A 13,568-nucleotide genomic window follows, 5' to 3' on the forward strand; every position below is an offset into this window, starting at 1 on the left:
GTTAATGGGGCGTTGATTCAAAAGTGAGTGACTGATCAACATTCCGTTAACCTGAACCAACAAAACTGTCTAACCAATCACGTTAAATAATACAATACTATTGTATGCTCTTCCTCATTCTACAAAGGAATACAAACTAATTTAACGTGGGAAAAAAGATTATGAAAAAGATGTATCTAGGTCTAGTTGTTGCTGGCTTACTAGCAGGTTGTGCGGCACCAAGTGATAATGCAACTACAACTCCAGAAGCAAAAGAAACCGGCAAAGTTATGGCCGTTGCTACAGGCAACCTAATAGCAGATCCAAATATTGTTGAGTTTCGCGCTAATAGCGGTACAAGCGATGTTTGGAACAAGCTTGCAGACAAAAACAATGGTCTAGGTGATGTAGGTAGCTCAAAGGTATCTGCATTTGAAGATGAAGGTTCTGTGCGCATCCGCTTTGTAGCGTCTTCAGATGACTTCTCAGCTATGCCAGGTCTTAGCCAACAAGTAAACGGCTTACAGGCAAACACAGATTACACCTTGTCTCTTTATGTTGAAGACAAGAAAGGTGCAGCTTCTCCAACATCAGTGGTTGTTGGTGCGACAGACGCAACAGGTAAAGAATTAGTAGAACAAACTTTCCATGTAGCGAGCATGACTAATGCACCTCAGGCAGACAGAAAGTCTTTCCGTCAGGTAGCAGTAGAGTTCAACTCTGGTAGCAATACTACAGCGACTATTTTCGCTAAACTGAAAATAGACGATGCTTCTGCGATCAGTGGCGATATCGGTAAAGAAACTGAAATTCGCGTTGATGCATTCTCTTTAACTAAAAAGTAATGCTGTAAAGACGATTCAAAAAAATGCCGATCATGATGTATGAGCGGCATTTTTTATGAACCTCAATAAACACTACAGATTTCGAAACGCTGTGTTTGTTTTTCGCGTATCCGAGGTCACATAAGCTTCCATTTTCCTGAGATTTATTTCCATTTCTTCAAAGTCTTGTTCCATCACGGTAAGCAATTCTTTCGGTGCCTTGCCCGACTGCCACGGTTTTTGTTTCATTTGATGGTCAAACTGCTGCTGTCTAGTCTGAAAGATTTGAGGCGATTGTTTTTCAAGCATCAAGCTTGCAGCAAAATACGCCAACACCATAACAAAACCGCCACCTAGTAAAGCTGCCGACACAAACAAGATTCTAACCACCCAGACTTCAATGCCGAAGCGTGCCGCAATACCTGCACACACACCTGTCAGCTTTCCATTGTGCGTGTCTCGATATAAGCCTCTCATTAACTAGACCTCCAATTTGGTGACTCCGCATCCAAAATCTTTTCCAATGTCTCTATTCGTTGCTTCATCTGCACCGCTTTCGCTGAAAGTTGCTGAAGTTGCTCCCTCTCATTTCCAGATAACCCCTGCCCTAGTTTACGCTTACTTCTGTAATGCAGAATCAACCATAACGGGGCAACAAAGATTAAGAAAACACTGAGTGGTACCGTGATCAATGCTGTAGACATTTCGCCCCCTTATTAGTCTTTATTCATCGTAGTTTTCATTTTTTGCAGCTCTTGTTCTATTTCATCATCGGCCTGCAACTCGGCAAACTGATCATCTAAACTTGCCTCTTTACCAACTTGATAACTGTCTGCGTCGGCTTCTAATCGATCAATTTTCTGTTCATATTGCTCAAATTTAGCCAGCGTATCTTTGGTACGGCTGTTGTGCAGGTGTTGCTGAACATCTTTTCGACTTTTAGCCGCATCTTGGCGCATTGCTAATGCCGATTGGCGAGCTCGAGTTTCGTTAATCTTGCTCTCTAATTTACCTACCTCGTCGCTCAGCTTAGTGATGGTTTCTTCAACCAAGGTTTGCTCAGTATGTAACGATTTCATCACCTTAGTAATACGTTGTTTTTCTATCAAGGCTGCACGAGCTAACTCTTCTCTACCACGGCTTAATGCGAGTGACGCTTTTTGTTGCCAGTCTTCTACCTGCTCTTCAACCTGAGCCACTTTGCGCTGAAGTTCTTTTCGTTCAGCCAAAGCTTTAGCAGAACTAGTGCGCACTTCGACTAATGTGTCTTCCATTTCTTGGATAATAAGTCGGATCATTTTCTCTGGATCTTCTGCCTTATCCAGCAACGAATTAATGTTTGAGTTCACTATGTCAGCAAATCGAGAAAAAATACCCATTTGATTTCTCCTGTATCGGTATTGTTTGTGGCCGCGTATTTCGCGCCTACTTGCTAGTGTTATCCAAATTACATGCCAAACTTGCGTAGTCAATCTCACCTAGAGAAATTAAAATAACAATTGCATTTATAAACAATAAGTTAAGAATGTCCACGCTGTTATTTGTAGTCACGATTAGTGATATGAAGTCGATTTCAAACCGTCAAAATGTTTGACATTAACTGTGAATAGTAAATTATTAACCACTAATCGGTTAAAAATACCAACTGGAATATCATGCAACAGACACTGATCGGTCAATCTAGTCCATTCCTTGCTGTATTAGATAAGGTCTCTCGACTTGCACCTATAGAGCGTCCTGTATTGATTATTGGTGAACGAGGAACCGGTAAAGAATTAATTGCTCAGCGTTTACATTACCTCTCTAAGCGATGGGATAAGCCCTTAATCAATCTAAATTGTGCAGCATTAAGTGAAGGTGTTGTCGATTCTGAATTGTTTGGTCACGAAGCAGGATCTTTTTCTGGCGCGACAGGCAAACATCAAGGTCGCTTTGAGCGTGCTGAAGGTGGCAGTTTATTTTTGGACGAACTGGCGACAACTCCTCTATCAGTGCAAGAGAAGCTATTAAGGGTCATAGAATATGGTGAATATGAACGTGTCGGCGGCAGCCGCATCTTACAATCCGATGTGAGGTTAATATGCGCCACCAATGCCGATCTTCCTCAGCTTGCTGGGCAACAAAAATTTCGCGCGGATCTATTAGACAGGTTGGCATTCGATGTAGTGTTACTGCCAAATTTAAAAGACCGACAAGACGATATCCCGTTATTGGCTGAACATTTCGCTATGCGCATGTGCCAAGAACTAGGTCTACCATTGTTCAGTGGTTTCAGCGGTCAATGTCAGCAGCAACTATTAGACTATACTTGGCCCGGTAATGTCAGGGAACTAAAAAACGTTGTTGAACGAGCCATCTATCTCAACCCTGAACAAGACGCACCTATCCAAGAATTGGTGTTTGACCCCTTTGCTAAACCTAACCTAACCAATGAACCAGTAGACAAATCACCCGTACAACAAGCCGCCGAAACACCCATCGCGTCTTTGCCCCTTAATTATAAGAAGTGGCAGCATGATCAAGATATTGAATTGCTCAATAGAGCTCTACAAGAAGCACAACATAATCAGAAGAAAGCCGCAGGTCTGCTAGGATTGAGTTATCACCAATTTAGAGGAATGCTTAGAAAGTATAAAATGGTTTAGGATCAATGATTAACCCAATGGAGCTTAAAGGCGATAAGTGTTAGATTATGCAGATCATTCTAAAGAAACAATCAATGGTGCCTTAATCTATGAAGGCGAACACCTGGAGAACTCTTCAACTCGGATTTGTGGGTCTGTTTACCCTCATACTATCCGGTTGTGGTGATATTGAAGTCTCGGACCAGATCAAACAAGATGGGTTTATCTTTTGTGGTCAAGGAACACCCAGTTCCTTTAATCCTCAATTAGTCGACAACGACATCGCGGCAGAAGCCTTAGGTCCACAGATCTTCAATACCTTAGTGCATTTATCCAATAAAGATTTGGAGCTAGAACCTATGCTAGCTACCAAGTGGACCGTGGATGAGTCAGGGACTATTTATCAATTTGACCTTCGTAGAGATGTCTCTTTTCAAACTACAGACTGGTTTACCCCAACCCGACAACTAAGTGCACAAGACGTCGTCTTTACCTTTGAGCGGATTATCGATAGTCGCCATCCATTTCACTATGTGAGTGGAGGGACTTATCCTTGGTTTGAGGCTATTGGATTCAAACGAATCTTAAAACAGGTTAAAGCAATAGATGAACATACGGTTCAGTTTGAACTCTTTAAGCCAGACAATACATTTCTAACTAACCTTTCTACGACTTATTCAAGCATACACTCATCTGAATATGCCAATCAGTTAGTAGCACGAGATCAGAAGCAAGACATTGACCAATTCCCAGTCGGTACAGGACCGTTTTATTTAGACCAATTTAGCGTCAACGATTACATTCGTTTGCGCCGCAATCCGGACTTTTGGGGTACCCCGGCTAAAATGGAGCAAGTCGTGCTCGACATTACTTCCCGTGGTACAGGTACCTTAGCAAAGCTTCTGCGCAGTGAATGTGACGTTTTATTCTCGCCTCGTTCTAGCCAGATCCCGACAATTCAGGCACATCCAGATTTAGTGTTGCAGGCATACCCAAGTATGAACGTTGCCTTTATAGCGCTTCGTACGCTAAACCCTGCACTCAACGATGCCCGAGTGCGAAAGGCGCTAAATCTAGCCATTAATCGTGACGCGATTATCGATTCGGTTTACTACGGATATGGGACTTCAGCATATTCGATATTACCCCCAGAATCATGGGCTTATCAAAATGACTCTAGTCAGGTACGTTACGACCGTAATTACGCAAGAGCACTAATTCGTGAAGCTGGTTATGGCACTGGGCTGGAACTGTCTTTGTGGGTAGCCTTAGAGCCTACAGCGTATAATCCAAGCCCGAGAAAAGTGGCTGAACTGCTACAATCAAACTTTGCCGATATTGGGGTAAAACTGAACATCTATCTTGATGAACGCTTATCTCGCTCAACCTTCCAAAGTGTTGCGGAAGCAGACATGATTTTGACTGGATGGAATGCCGATACCAGTGATCCAGATAACTTCTTTCGTCCATTGCTGTCTTGCGGAGCGGATCGAGCTGGATTGAACATTGCTTCTTGGTGTAACCCAGATTTTGATGCCTTAATTGATATCGCCAAAGAAACAAACCAAAAGCGTCATCGCTTTAACTTATATCGCCAAGCACAAAACCTGCTCAACGAAGAAGTACCCATCATTCCCATTGCTCACGGTATGCAATTTCAGGCCAAGCATAAGTCTCTGCAAGGATTCGATGCTAGTCCGTTTAACACCTTGAGCTTTGAAAACGTTGAGAGGAGCAAATAGTGTTTATATACGCCATTCGACGTTTCAATCTATTCGTCATTACACTGATGATCTTGACCTTAGTGGGCTACAGTATCCTTCGGTTAGATCCAACCTCACCTTGGGCCATATCTGATTTTTGGCAAGGGTGGATGCAGTACCTTCACGAAATTAGTCAGCTTGATTTCGGTTCTACCGCTCAAGGTACTCCCGTTTTTGACGAAGTTAAGGTCGTCTTTACCGCCACACTAGAGCTGTGCTTTTTTGCCTTTATTCTCGCTTTGTGTATCGGTCTTCCTTTAGGTACGCTTGCAGGAATGCGCCAGAACAAATGGTCAGATCGATTGATCTCATTCTTTTCTATGGCAGGATATTCAGCGCCGCTATTTTGGGTCGCCCTATTATTAGTAATGCTATTCTCATTGCGACTTGAGTGGCTGCCTATCTCTGGTCGCTATAACCTGCTGTACGATATTCCGCAGATCACCGGCTTTGCAATGATTGACGCTTGGCTAAGTGACAGTCCAAATCGAGAAGAAGCTTTTACCAGCGTAGTGATGCATCTCATATTACCCTCTTTAGTACTGGCACTTGCCCCTACCACACATTTCATCAGACTAATGCGCGCTTCTGTGGCTGACGTGATAGGAAATAACTACATCCGTGTGGCGAAAATCAAGGGTCTATCAAAAGTCGAGATTATTTTCGAGCACGTGTTGCGTAACGCAATTCCACCGATCATTCCACTTATCGGAGTACAGCTCTCGAGTATGCTGACTTTTGCCATCATTACCGAGTCCATCTTTAATTGGCCAGGGATAGGACGTTGGCTACTTGATGCCGTTAGCAATCGTGATTACGTTTCTATTCAAGCAGGAGTCATGGTGGTTGCTACTTTTGTATTGGCAACACAGATCTTATCAGAACTTGTCGGCACTTTGATTAACCCATTAGCAAGGAAGGAATGGTATGCTAAATACTAGTGTCTACCTCGAAGAGAGTATACCCACTCAACGCGAACGCTTTTGGCGACATTTTCGTAGCAACAATTTAGCGATGTTTGGCCTATGGAATCTCGGTGTTATTCTCATTATCACATTGATTTCTCCGCTAATTGCACCACATGACCCTCTTGCACAATCATCAGTACTGCTCCAGCCACCGTCATGGGTAAAAGAAGGCAGTATCGATTATTTTTTGGGAACAGACGATCTAGGCAGAGACATATTGTCACGCCTGTTAAGTGGTTCGCAGATTACCATCGGCTCAGCAATTTTTATTACCCTAATTGCGGCATTCATTGGCTGTATCATTGGCGCGCTTGCCGGTATGACTAAAGGCTTATTATCGAGCATTCTGAACCACTTACTCGATACGGTAATGTCGATTCCGTCGTTGTTACTTGCACTTATTTTTGTCGCATTTTTAGGCACAGGTATGACATCGATTATGATGGCTATTTGTCTTGCCTTGATCCCTCGATTTATCCGTAGTGTCTATCAAACCATTCACGCGGAAGTTGAGAAAGACTACATTATGTCGGCAAAGCTTGATGGTGCTGACAAATGGTATCTACTCACCGTCTCAATATTACCTAACGTGTTGGCGCCTATTGCCGCCGAATTTACCTTCGCCTTAACCATAGCGCTGCTAGATATTACCGCTCTTGGTTTTCTTGGTCTGGGAGCACAAGCGCCTAGTCCCGAATGGGGAGCAATCTTGGGAGACTCCGTTGAACTTATCTATCTCGCCCCGTGGACCGTCGTCCTGCCGGGACTTGCCATCATGTATAGCGTAATCACCATGAACCTGGTTGGCGAAGGTGTTCGTGATGCTCTTAATGCAGGAGTTGAATAATGCCTGTATTGGACTTTAGACATGTCACGATAGAGATTGATACCCCTCAAGGGATGGTAAAAGCGGTTGACCGTATGAGCTTGACCATCAACGAAGGGGAAATCCGTGGGCTAGTAGGCGAATCAGGCTCAGGTAAAAGTTTATTGGCAAAGGCCATTGTTGGACTGGAAAAAGAAAATTGGAAGATCACCGCAGACCGAATGCGCCTCGGAGATGTTGACTTACTGGCACTTAAGCCTAAAGAACGAAGAAAAATCATTGCGCGAGAGATTGCCATGATTTTCCAAGAACCATCCACCTGCTTAGACCCGAGTGAACGCGTCGGTCGCCAACTTGCCGAATCCATTCCCTCTCGAACATTTCAAGGCAAATTGTGGCAGCGCTGGGGCTGGCGGAAAAAGACCTCGATTGCACTGCTTCATAAAGTGGGTATCAAAGACCACACTCGAATTATGCGCAGCTATCCCTACGAACTCACAGACGGAGAGTGCCAAAAGGTGATGATCGCTATGGCGATTGCGGCTAAGCCGAAGATCTTAATTGCGGATGAGCCTACTAACGACCTTGACCCCATCACTCAGACTCAAATATTACGATTATTGAGTAAAATGAATCAGCTCAATAACACCACTATTTTGCTTATTGGACACGACCTTGCTGCTATTACTCAGTGGGCCAATAAGATCACTGTGATGTATTGCGGACAAAGTGTTGAGTCTGCACCAACAGAAAAATTGATGGCAGCACCAAAACACCCCTACACGCAAGCACTGCTCGAAGCCCTCCCCGACTTTAGTGGTTGGCTTCCGCATAAACAAAAACTGCAGTCACTACCAGGAAGCATTCCTCCGCTCCAACACTTGCCGATTGGTTGCCGCCTCGGACCTCGTTGTCCCTATGCACAACACAAATGTGTAAAGGCTCCCTACTCTAAAAAAGAAAAAGGCCATAAATACAATTGTCATTTCCCTCTCAACACCAAGGTTAAGGTTAGTGAATGAGCTCATTACTAGAGGTTAAGGACCTAGGCAAAACCTTCGTTAATCGTTACGGACTCTTTAGAAAGCAGTATTTTGATGCTGTAAAACCTGTCAGCTTTACCCTCGAGCCGGGCCAAACATTAGCACTGATTGGGCAGAACTCTTCTGGCAAATCAACTTTGGCAAAGATGCTAGCAGGGGTCATTGAGCCAAGCTCAGGAGAGATATTTGTTAATGGTGAAAAGCTAGAGCACAAAGACTATGCAACTCGCTGTAAATTAATTCGCGTGATCTTCCAAGACCCTAACTCATCCTTGAATCCACGTATTCAAATTGGTCGAATTTTAGAAGGTCCGCTAAAAAGAAATACGGCAATGCCACCTGAGGCTCGTAAGCGACGTGTCATTGATACGCTTAAACGTGTGGGGTTGCTTCCAGAGCATGCTTATTTCTATCCTCAAATGTTGGCTGCTGGGCAGAAACAAAGAGTCTGTATTGCAAGAGCACTGATACTGCAACCCTCCATAATCATTGCTGACGAGGCGCTCAATGGTCTAGATATGGCAATGAGATCTCAGATCATAAATCTCTTGTTAGAGTTGCAAGATGAAATGGGCTTGTCTTTTATCTATGTATCTCAGCAAATTGGGATCGTTAAGCACATTTCAGATAAAGTCATGGTGATGTCCCACGGCGAAGTAGTAGAAGCAGGCGATACGCAAACAGTATTGTCAGATCCTCAGCACTCGATTACGCAGAAGTTAGTTGATAACCACTTTTACAAAGCGCCAAATTACTCTAAGTAGCATGTGATGCAGGTTTAGCACCCATCACGAATAAGGGCAGGATGATTACTCATCCTGCCCTTATTATTTTGTCTTAACCTTATAAGATTAAACTAGCTCAGCTTGTAGCCAAGGCCAGCCTTGCTTCTTACGGCTTAGCGTGTTTTCCATCATCAGAACACCGTTGTCTGCGTGCTTGTCTAGCTTCTCAGCCCACTCACCTTTGTAAAGAAGACGAGTTGTTGCTGAAGTAATGTCTGTTAGCATAACCGCTGCAAACGCCAGACCTTCTTCATCACAACGACGCACAAGGTCTTGCTCAAGAGCATCAATCTGACCATCAACTTGCTCAAGCGTTGCAAGTTCAATCTGACCAACAACCACATCGCGACCATTGAATGGGTATGCTTTTAGATCTTTTTCTACTAGTTGTGCTGGAGATAGACCTTCGATATCTGTTTTGGCAATTAGAAGCGCTTTGATGAAAGCATCAATGTCTTCAACACCGGCAATTTTTGCTAGCTCTTGTACTGCGTCTTTATCTTTTTGAGTACATGTAGGAGAAGCGAAGCCTACTGTGTCAGATAAGATAGCTGACATCATTAGCTTAGCGATTTCTGGAGCAATCTCGGCACCTTCAATCTTGAACATGTTGAAAAGAACCGTACAAGTACAGCCTACAGGCCAGATCCACGCTTCAAGTGGATTGATTGTCATCACGTCACCCAAACGGTGGTGATCAACGATACCAACGATCTCTGCTTCATTCACATCATCAGGTGCTTGCGCCAGATCACTGTAATCAACTAGCCATACTTTTTCACCTGCAACTGAATCACAAAATTCTGGTTGCTCTAGACCCGCTACATTAAGAATGTGTTGAGTCTCACGGTTAATTTCTCCCTGACGAATTGGCTTAGCGTCTAGACCGCGAGCCTTAAGAAGTTCAGTAGCTGCTAAAGCTGAACAAATACTATCGCTATCTGGGTTTTTATGACCAACAACTAAAATCATCACTGTTCCTATAATGTTATCCAATGTTACGTCTACTATTAGACGTTATAGTGCGAACATTATACCCAATCAGTTTCAAGTTTCTAGTTATCTACTTGGGTTAAACTGTTATCCGTCTCGCTTGGAAGTGCGTTAGTCCTATGTGAAAACCTTGCGTGTTTTAAGGGCTTTACTCAACATCCGCTCTAAGCAATTTTTAATGGTTGTTAACAAAGGCACAAACAACCGTCATTTAACTTAGATTTGACACGATTGCCGGATAAAAGCTATCAATTTTTATTGATGCAGTGTATCGTTTCGCTCGCTCAAAACAATGTCCAGTAACAAGTTGAATTGCATGTTTAATTTTGCCAATTTTTATCAATTAATCGCTCAAGACACGCGCTTACAGCCGTGGCTAGAGACTCTACCTAAACAGCTTGCTGACTGGCAAGGCGCCGAACACGGTGATTTTGACCGCTGGTTACGAGCTCTCAATAAGATACCTGCGCTAGCGCCGGACAACATCGAATTGCAGTATGAAGTCAGTGTTTCTAATTCTCACCCGCTCATTGACGGTGAAAAGAAAAAACTAGAAAGCCTTCTAAAAACGTTCCACCCATGGCGAAAAGGCCCATTTACCCTACACGACATTCACATTGATACCGAGTGGCGTTCAGACTGGAAATGGGATCGCTTACTTCCGCACATCTCCCCTTTAAAAAACCGTTCTGTGCTGGATGTTGGTTGTGGCAATGGATACCACATGTGGCGCATGCTTGGAGAAGGTGCACGATTGTGCGTAGGGATAGATCCATCACATCTTTTCCTTGTGCAGTTTGAAGCCGTGCGCAAGTTGATGAACAATGACCAGCGAATCCACCTTCTACCACTTGGAATTGAACAACTACCTGAACTAAAAGCTTTTGACACAGTCTTCAGTATGGGCGTTCTCTACCATAGACGTTCTCCTTTAGATCATATCTTACAGTTGAAAAATCAACTTCTTCCGGGTGGAGAGTTGATCTTAGAGACCTTGGTCATTGAAGGTGATGAGAATGCGGTTTTAGTGCCTGCTGATCGTTATGCCCAAATGCGCAATGTGTACTTTTTCCCTTCAGCGAAAGCTCTTAAGGTATGGATGGAAAAATGCGGGTTAGTGGATGTAAGAATCGTTGACGAAAACTGTACTTCAGTTGGTGAACAAAGATCAACAGAATGGATGAAACACAACTCGCTACCTGAGTATCTTGATCCAGAAGATCCGACGAAAACTATCGAAGGCTATCCTGCTCCTCGCAGAGCAATATTGGTTGCAAAAAATCCAAGTTAACTGGATTCACTGATGTAAGTTTGGTCACTTAATGAACATCAGTTAAAACATTGAAAATTATCAATGTTTTTTTATTTAACTACCGTAAATATGGAATATGTGTTCTACACTTAGCATTGTGAATCTGACTAGTTGAAGTAGATTGTCGAGCTAAGTACAAATAATAATAGGTCTAAGATGCTCAAGCTTATTGTCGCTTTATCCGGAGCGGTACTTTTATCCGGGTGTGCTACGTCTCAAGCAACTCAAGAAGAAACGAGACAATATAGAACGGAATCTATGCAAGCAGTAAAATCTTCTGAAGAGAATTTATCTAATCAGATCAATACCCTAAAGCTTTCAATTGATAATCAAAATGATTATATTGCTAGCTTAGAAGGGCAACTGACTATCATGTCGAATCGTGTGGATAATCTGGCTAAGCAAAACGCTCGAGTTTTACTTGCTCCTCAAGCGGAGCAACAACAACCTAAACCTAAGACTGTTGCATCAAATGGTGATCTGATTGTTTTAGGTTCAATCGAAACAGTCAAATTTGAACAGATAAATCAAACGTTTGAAGCAAGAATTGATACAGGTGCCGCAACATCGTCACTTAATGCAATTAATATTCAAGAATTCGAACGAAACGGCAATACATGGGTTAAATTTAACTTATCCACTGATAAAGCCGAAGATGCTGAACCAACATGGATTGAAGCTCCTTTAATTCGATATGCAAAGGTTCGTCAATCTAATACAACGAAAACGCACCGACGCGCAGTCATTGAACTGTGGATTAGCTTAGGTGACGTGAGAGAAAAGGCGCAGTTCACGCTAGCCGATCGCTCTCACATGACGCACCCAGTACTACTAGGCAGAGAGTTCATCAAGGACATAGCCCTAGTAGATGTGAGTAAAGAATACATTCAAACAGACAAACAGCAGTGACAGATTAGGTCGCCTCAATAATAAGGATTGTTATGACTTCACGAGTGCCTTTTTATATTTTTATTGCCCTGCTCATAGTTGCTGGCGCAGCGTTATCTATACTGCGCCATGACTCCTACGGGGTACCTTGGACACCAGGTGAAAGCCGAGAGCTTTGGGATATTGAAGCTCGAGTTGAGCTTGTTGCACAAGGTGAACCTGTAACGGTTTCTCTTGCAGCACCAGGGACTCAAAACGGTTACACCCTAGTTGACGAATCTACATCATCGCCTGGGTATGGCGTAGCTTATGTGAATTCTGATATTGGTCGACGCGCGGAATGGACGATCCGCTATGCTGAGGGGCCACAAACCATCTACTACAAGGCTCAATTCCTTGTAGATCCGTATGCCAAAGTCGAATCAGTTCCACCCCAAGGTGAAATTGAAGCTCCAACGTTTGATGGTCCTCAAGAAGCAGCAGCTCAAGCTATTGTGGATGAAGCGACTAAGCGAAGTGCAAACGACGAGACGCTCGCACGTGAAATCGTTCGCAAGCTAAACGATAGCAACAGCCAAAACGCGGCACTACTTTTAAATCAATTTACCAAACAAGAAGCGCTTTCTGCCCTGCTCTCTTATGCCAAAGTGCCTAATAAAACGGTAGGTGTTGTTCAGCTAGAAGATGGTCGCCGCCGTCAATCTATCAATCCAACGGTCCAAGTTTGGGACGGAAAGGATTGGCTATTGTTTGACGCTGAAACCGGCACCCAAGGTAGAAGTGAAAATACGCTTATCTGGGACCAGTCAAATGTTTCTCTGCTTGACGTTACCGGAGGCAGAAACAGTCAAGTCCTGTTTTCTATGATTGCGCAGGACATTACGCCTCGCGCTGCAACCGCAAGTAAAGTGGATGCTGATGACCTACTGAACTTCTCGATTCACAGCTTACCTCTAGAAGAGCAATCGATGTTCAAAACCATCATGCTTATTCCTATCGGTGCGCTAATCGTAGTGTTCTTGCGAATTATTATTGGTCTTAAGACGTCCGGTACCTTCATGCCAGTGCTTATTGCTGTAGCCTTTGTGCAAACGCAATTAGTGACAGGTATCGTCGGTTTCCTACTCATAGTCGGTACAGGTTTGGTCATTCGTAGCTATCTATCCAAGCTCAACCTGTTACTGGTTGCCAGGATATCCGCGGTTATCATCACCGTTATATTGATTATTTCTGTATTCACTATCGTTGCCTTTAATATCGGCTTAGTAGAAGGTCTATCTATCACCTTCTTCCCTATGATTATTCTATCTTGGACTATCGAACGTATGTCGATTCTTTGGGAAGAAGAAGGCGCGAAAGAAGTCGTTCTACAAGGTGGCGGTTCGCTATTGACTGCAGTATTGGTTTACCTAGCGATGACCAACATGTACATCCAGCACCTAACTTTCAACTTTATCGGTGTTCAGCTAATTATCTTGGCGCTGATTCTAATGTTAGGTAACTACACTGGATATCGCTTAACTGAGCTACGTCGCTTCAAGCCACTGGCGGAGGACTAAGCCT

The 13,568-nt window shown here is 43.5% G+C and carries 14 protein-coding genes; 10 read left to right on the plus strand and 4 right to left on the minus strand.

Annotated elements, in window-relative coordinates; all coding sequences use genetic code 11:
- The first annotated feature begins 161 nt into the window (after positions 1-161).
- The gene (locus tag OCU48_RS07820) at positions 162-824 is read left to right on the plus strand and encodes a hypothetical protein (RefSeq protein WP_141344046.1); all 663 of its coding nucleotides are present in this window, start codon (positions 162-164) and stop codon (positions 822-824) included.
- Positions 825-896: 72 nt separating this feature from the next.
- Here OCU48_RS07820 and pspC read toward each other — a convergent pair whose 3' ends face one another.
- Genes pspC through pspA form a run of 3 tightly spaced genes read right to left on the minus strand, consistent with a single transcriptional unit; the run spans position 897 to position 2,182 of the window.
- The gene (gene pspC, locus OCU48_RS07825; protein WP_141344047.1) at positions 897-1,280 is read right to left on the minus strand and encodes an envelope stress response membrane protein PspC; all 384 of its coding nucleotides are present in this window, start codon (positions 1,278-1,280) and stop codon (positions 897-899) included.
- Positions 1,280-1,507, minus strand: coding sequence for an envelope stress response membrane protein PspB (gene pspB, locus OCU48_RS07830; RefSeq protein WP_141344048.1), 228 nt, complete (start codon positions 1,505-1,507; stop codon positions 1,280-1,282). Before pspB ends, pspC begins: the two co-directional genes overlap by 1 nt.
- Positions 1,508-1,519: 12 nt before the next feature.
- On the minus strand, positions 1,520-2,182 hold the full coding sequence (gene pspA, locus OCU48_RS07835) for a phage shock protein PspA (protein ID WP_141344049.1): 663 nt from the start codon (positions 2,180-2,182) through the stop codon (positions 1,520-1,522).
- Positions 2,183-2,458: 276 nt separating this feature from the next.
- Here pspA and pspF point away from each other — a divergent pair, with 276 nt between their 5' ends.
- The 6 genes from pspF (at position 2,459) to OCU48_RS07865 (ending at position 8,791) form a co-directional block, all read left to right on the plus strand.
- Positions 2,459-3,448: a phage shock protein operon transcriptional activator gene (gene pspF / locus OCU48_RS07840; protein ID WP_141344050.1), complete on the plus strand. Its 990-nt coding sequence runs from the start codon at positions 2,459-2,461 to the stop codon at positions 3,446-3,448.
- A gap of 89 nt (positions 3,449-3,537) precedes the next feature.
- Positions 3,538-5,169, plus strand: coding sequence for an ABC transporter substrate-binding protein (locus OCU48_RS07845; RefSeq protein ID WP_141344051.1), 1,632 nt, complete (start codon positions 3,538-3,540; stop codon positions 5,167-5,169).
- Positions 5,169-6,131, plus strand: a complete 963-nt coding sequence (locus OCU48_RS07850) for an ABC transporter permease (RefSeq protein WP_141344052.1) — start codon at positions 5,169-5,171, stop codon at positions 6,129-6,131. Before OCU48_RS07845 ends, OCU48_RS07850 begins: the two co-directional genes overlap by 1 nt.
- Positions 6,118-7,005, plus strand: coding sequence for an ABC transporter permease subunit (locus OCU48_RS07855; RefSeq protein ID WP_141344053.1), 888 nt, complete (start codon positions 6,118-6,120; stop codon positions 7,003-7,005). The genes OCU48_RS07850 and OCU48_RS07855 overlap by 14 nt, the downstream gene beginning before the upstream one ends.
- The gene (locus OCU48_RS07860) at positions 7,005-8,006 is read left to right on the plus strand and encodes a peptide ABC transporter ATP-binding protein (protein WP_141344054.1); all 1,002 of its coding nucleotides are present in this window, start codon (positions 7,005-7,007) and stop codon (positions 8,004-8,006) included. Before OCU48_RS07855 ends, OCU48_RS07860 begins: the two co-directional genes overlap by 1 nt.
- Positions 8,003-8,791: a peptide ABC transporter ATP-binding protein gene (locus tag OCU48_RS07865; RefSeq protein ID WP_141344055.1), complete on the plus strand. Its 789-nt coding sequence runs from the start codon at positions 8,003-8,005 to the stop codon at positions 8,789-8,791. The genes OCU48_RS07860 and OCU48_RS07865 overlap by 4 nt, the downstream gene beginning before the upstream one ends.
- An 87-nt stretch (positions 8,792-8,878) precedes the next feature.
- Here the strand turns inward: OCU48_RS07865 and OCU48_RS07870 are convergent, their stop codons facing one another.
- Positions 8,879-9,784: a manganese-dependent inorganic pyrophosphatase gene (locus OCU48_RS07870; RefSeq protein WP_141344056.1), complete on the minus strand. Its 906-nt coding sequence runs from the start codon at positions 9,782-9,784 to the stop codon at positions 8,879-8,881.
- 337 nt (positions 9,785-10,121) lie between these two features.
- Between OCU48_RS07870 and cmoB the strand changes: the two genes are divergently transcribed.
- From cmoB to OCU48_RS07885, 3 genes are all read left to right on the plus strand, one after another.
- Complete coding sequence (cmoB, locus tag OCU48_RS07875; RefSeq protein ID WP_141344057.1) at positions 10,122-11,096, plus strand: tRNA 5-methoxyuridine(34)/uridine 5-oxyacetic acid(34) synthase CmoB; 975 nt, start codon at positions 10,122-10,124, stop codon at positions 11,094-11,096.
- A 177-nt stretch (positions 11,097-11,273) separates the two neighbouring features.
- Positions 11,274-12,026 carry an ATP-dependent zinc protease family protein gene (locus tag OCU48_RS07880; RefSeq protein ID WP_141344058.1) on the plus strand — a complete coding sequence of 251 codons (753 nt, stop codon included), beginning with the start codon at positions 11,274-11,276 and terminating at the stop codon, positions 12,024-12,026.
- Between the two features lie 32 nt (positions 12,027-12,058).
- The gene (locus tag OCU48_RS07885) at positions 12,059-13,564 is read left to right on the plus strand and encodes an inactive transglutaminase family protein (RefSeq protein WP_141344059.1); all 1,506 of its coding nucleotides are present in this window, start codon (positions 12,059-12,061) and stop codon (positions 13,562-13,564) included.
- Positions 13,565-13,568: the final 4 nt, after the last annotated feature.

Origin of the sequence: Vibrio inusitatus, assembly GCA_024346935.1 — a bacterium.
GTDB lineage: Bacteria > Pseudomonadota > Gammaproteobacteria > Enterobacterales > Vibrionaceae > Vibrio > Vibrio inusitatus.

Excerpts from the sequence above, each read along its gene's own strand:
- OCU48_RS07820 (WP_141344046.1), top strand. The coding sequence starts at position 162 with ATGAAAAAGATGTATCTAGGTCTAGTTGTTGCTGGCTTACTAGCAGGT.
- pspC (WP_141344047.1), bottom strand. The coding sequence starts at position 1,280 with ATGAGAGGCTTATATCGAGACACGCACAATGGAAAGCTGACAGGTGTG.
- pspB (WP_141344048.1), bottom strand. The coding sequence starts at position 1,507 with ATGTCTACAGCATTGATCACGGTACCACTCAGTGTTTTCTTAATCTTT.
- pspA (WP_141344049.1), bottom strand. The coding sequence starts at position 2,182 with ATGGGTATTTTTTCTCGATTTGCTGACATAGTGAACTCAAACATTAAT.
- pspF (WP_141344050.1), top strand. The coding sequence starts at position 2,459 with ATGCAACAGACACTGATCGGTCAATCTAGTCCATTCCTTGCTGTATTA.
- OCU48_RS07845 (WP_141344051.1), top strand. The coding sequence starts at position 3,538 with ATGAAGGCGAACACCTGGAGAACTCTTCAACTCGGATTTGTGGGTCTG.
- OCU48_RS07855 (WP_141344053.1), top strand. The coding sequence starts at position 6,118 with ATGCTAAATACTAGTGTCTACCTCGAAGAGAGTATACCCACTCAACGC.
- OCU48_RS07860 (WP_141344054.1), top strand. The coding sequence starts at position 7,005 with ATGCCTGTATTGGACTTTAGACATGTCACGATAGAGATTGATACCCCT.
- OCU48_RS07865 (WP_141344055.1), top strand. The coding sequence starts at position 8,003 with ATGAGCTCATTACTAGAGGTTAAGGACCTAGGCAAAACCTTCGTTAAT.
- OCU48_RS07870 (WP_141344056.1), bottom strand. The coding sequence starts at position 9,784 with ATGATTTTAGTTGTTGGTCATAAAAACCCAGATAGCGATAGTATTTGT.
- cmoB (WP_141344057.1), top strand. The coding sequence starts at position 10,122 with ATGTTTAATTTTGCCAATTTTTATCAATTAATCGCTCAAGACACGCGC.
- OCU48_RS07880 (WP_141344058.1), top strand. The coding sequence starts at position 11,274 with ATGCTCAAGCTTATTGTCGCTTTATCCGGAGCGGTACTTTTATCCGGG.
- OCU48_RS07885 (WP_141344059.1), top strand. The coding sequence starts at position 12,059 with ATGACTTCACGAGTGCCTTTTTATATTTTTATTGCCCTGCTCATAGTT.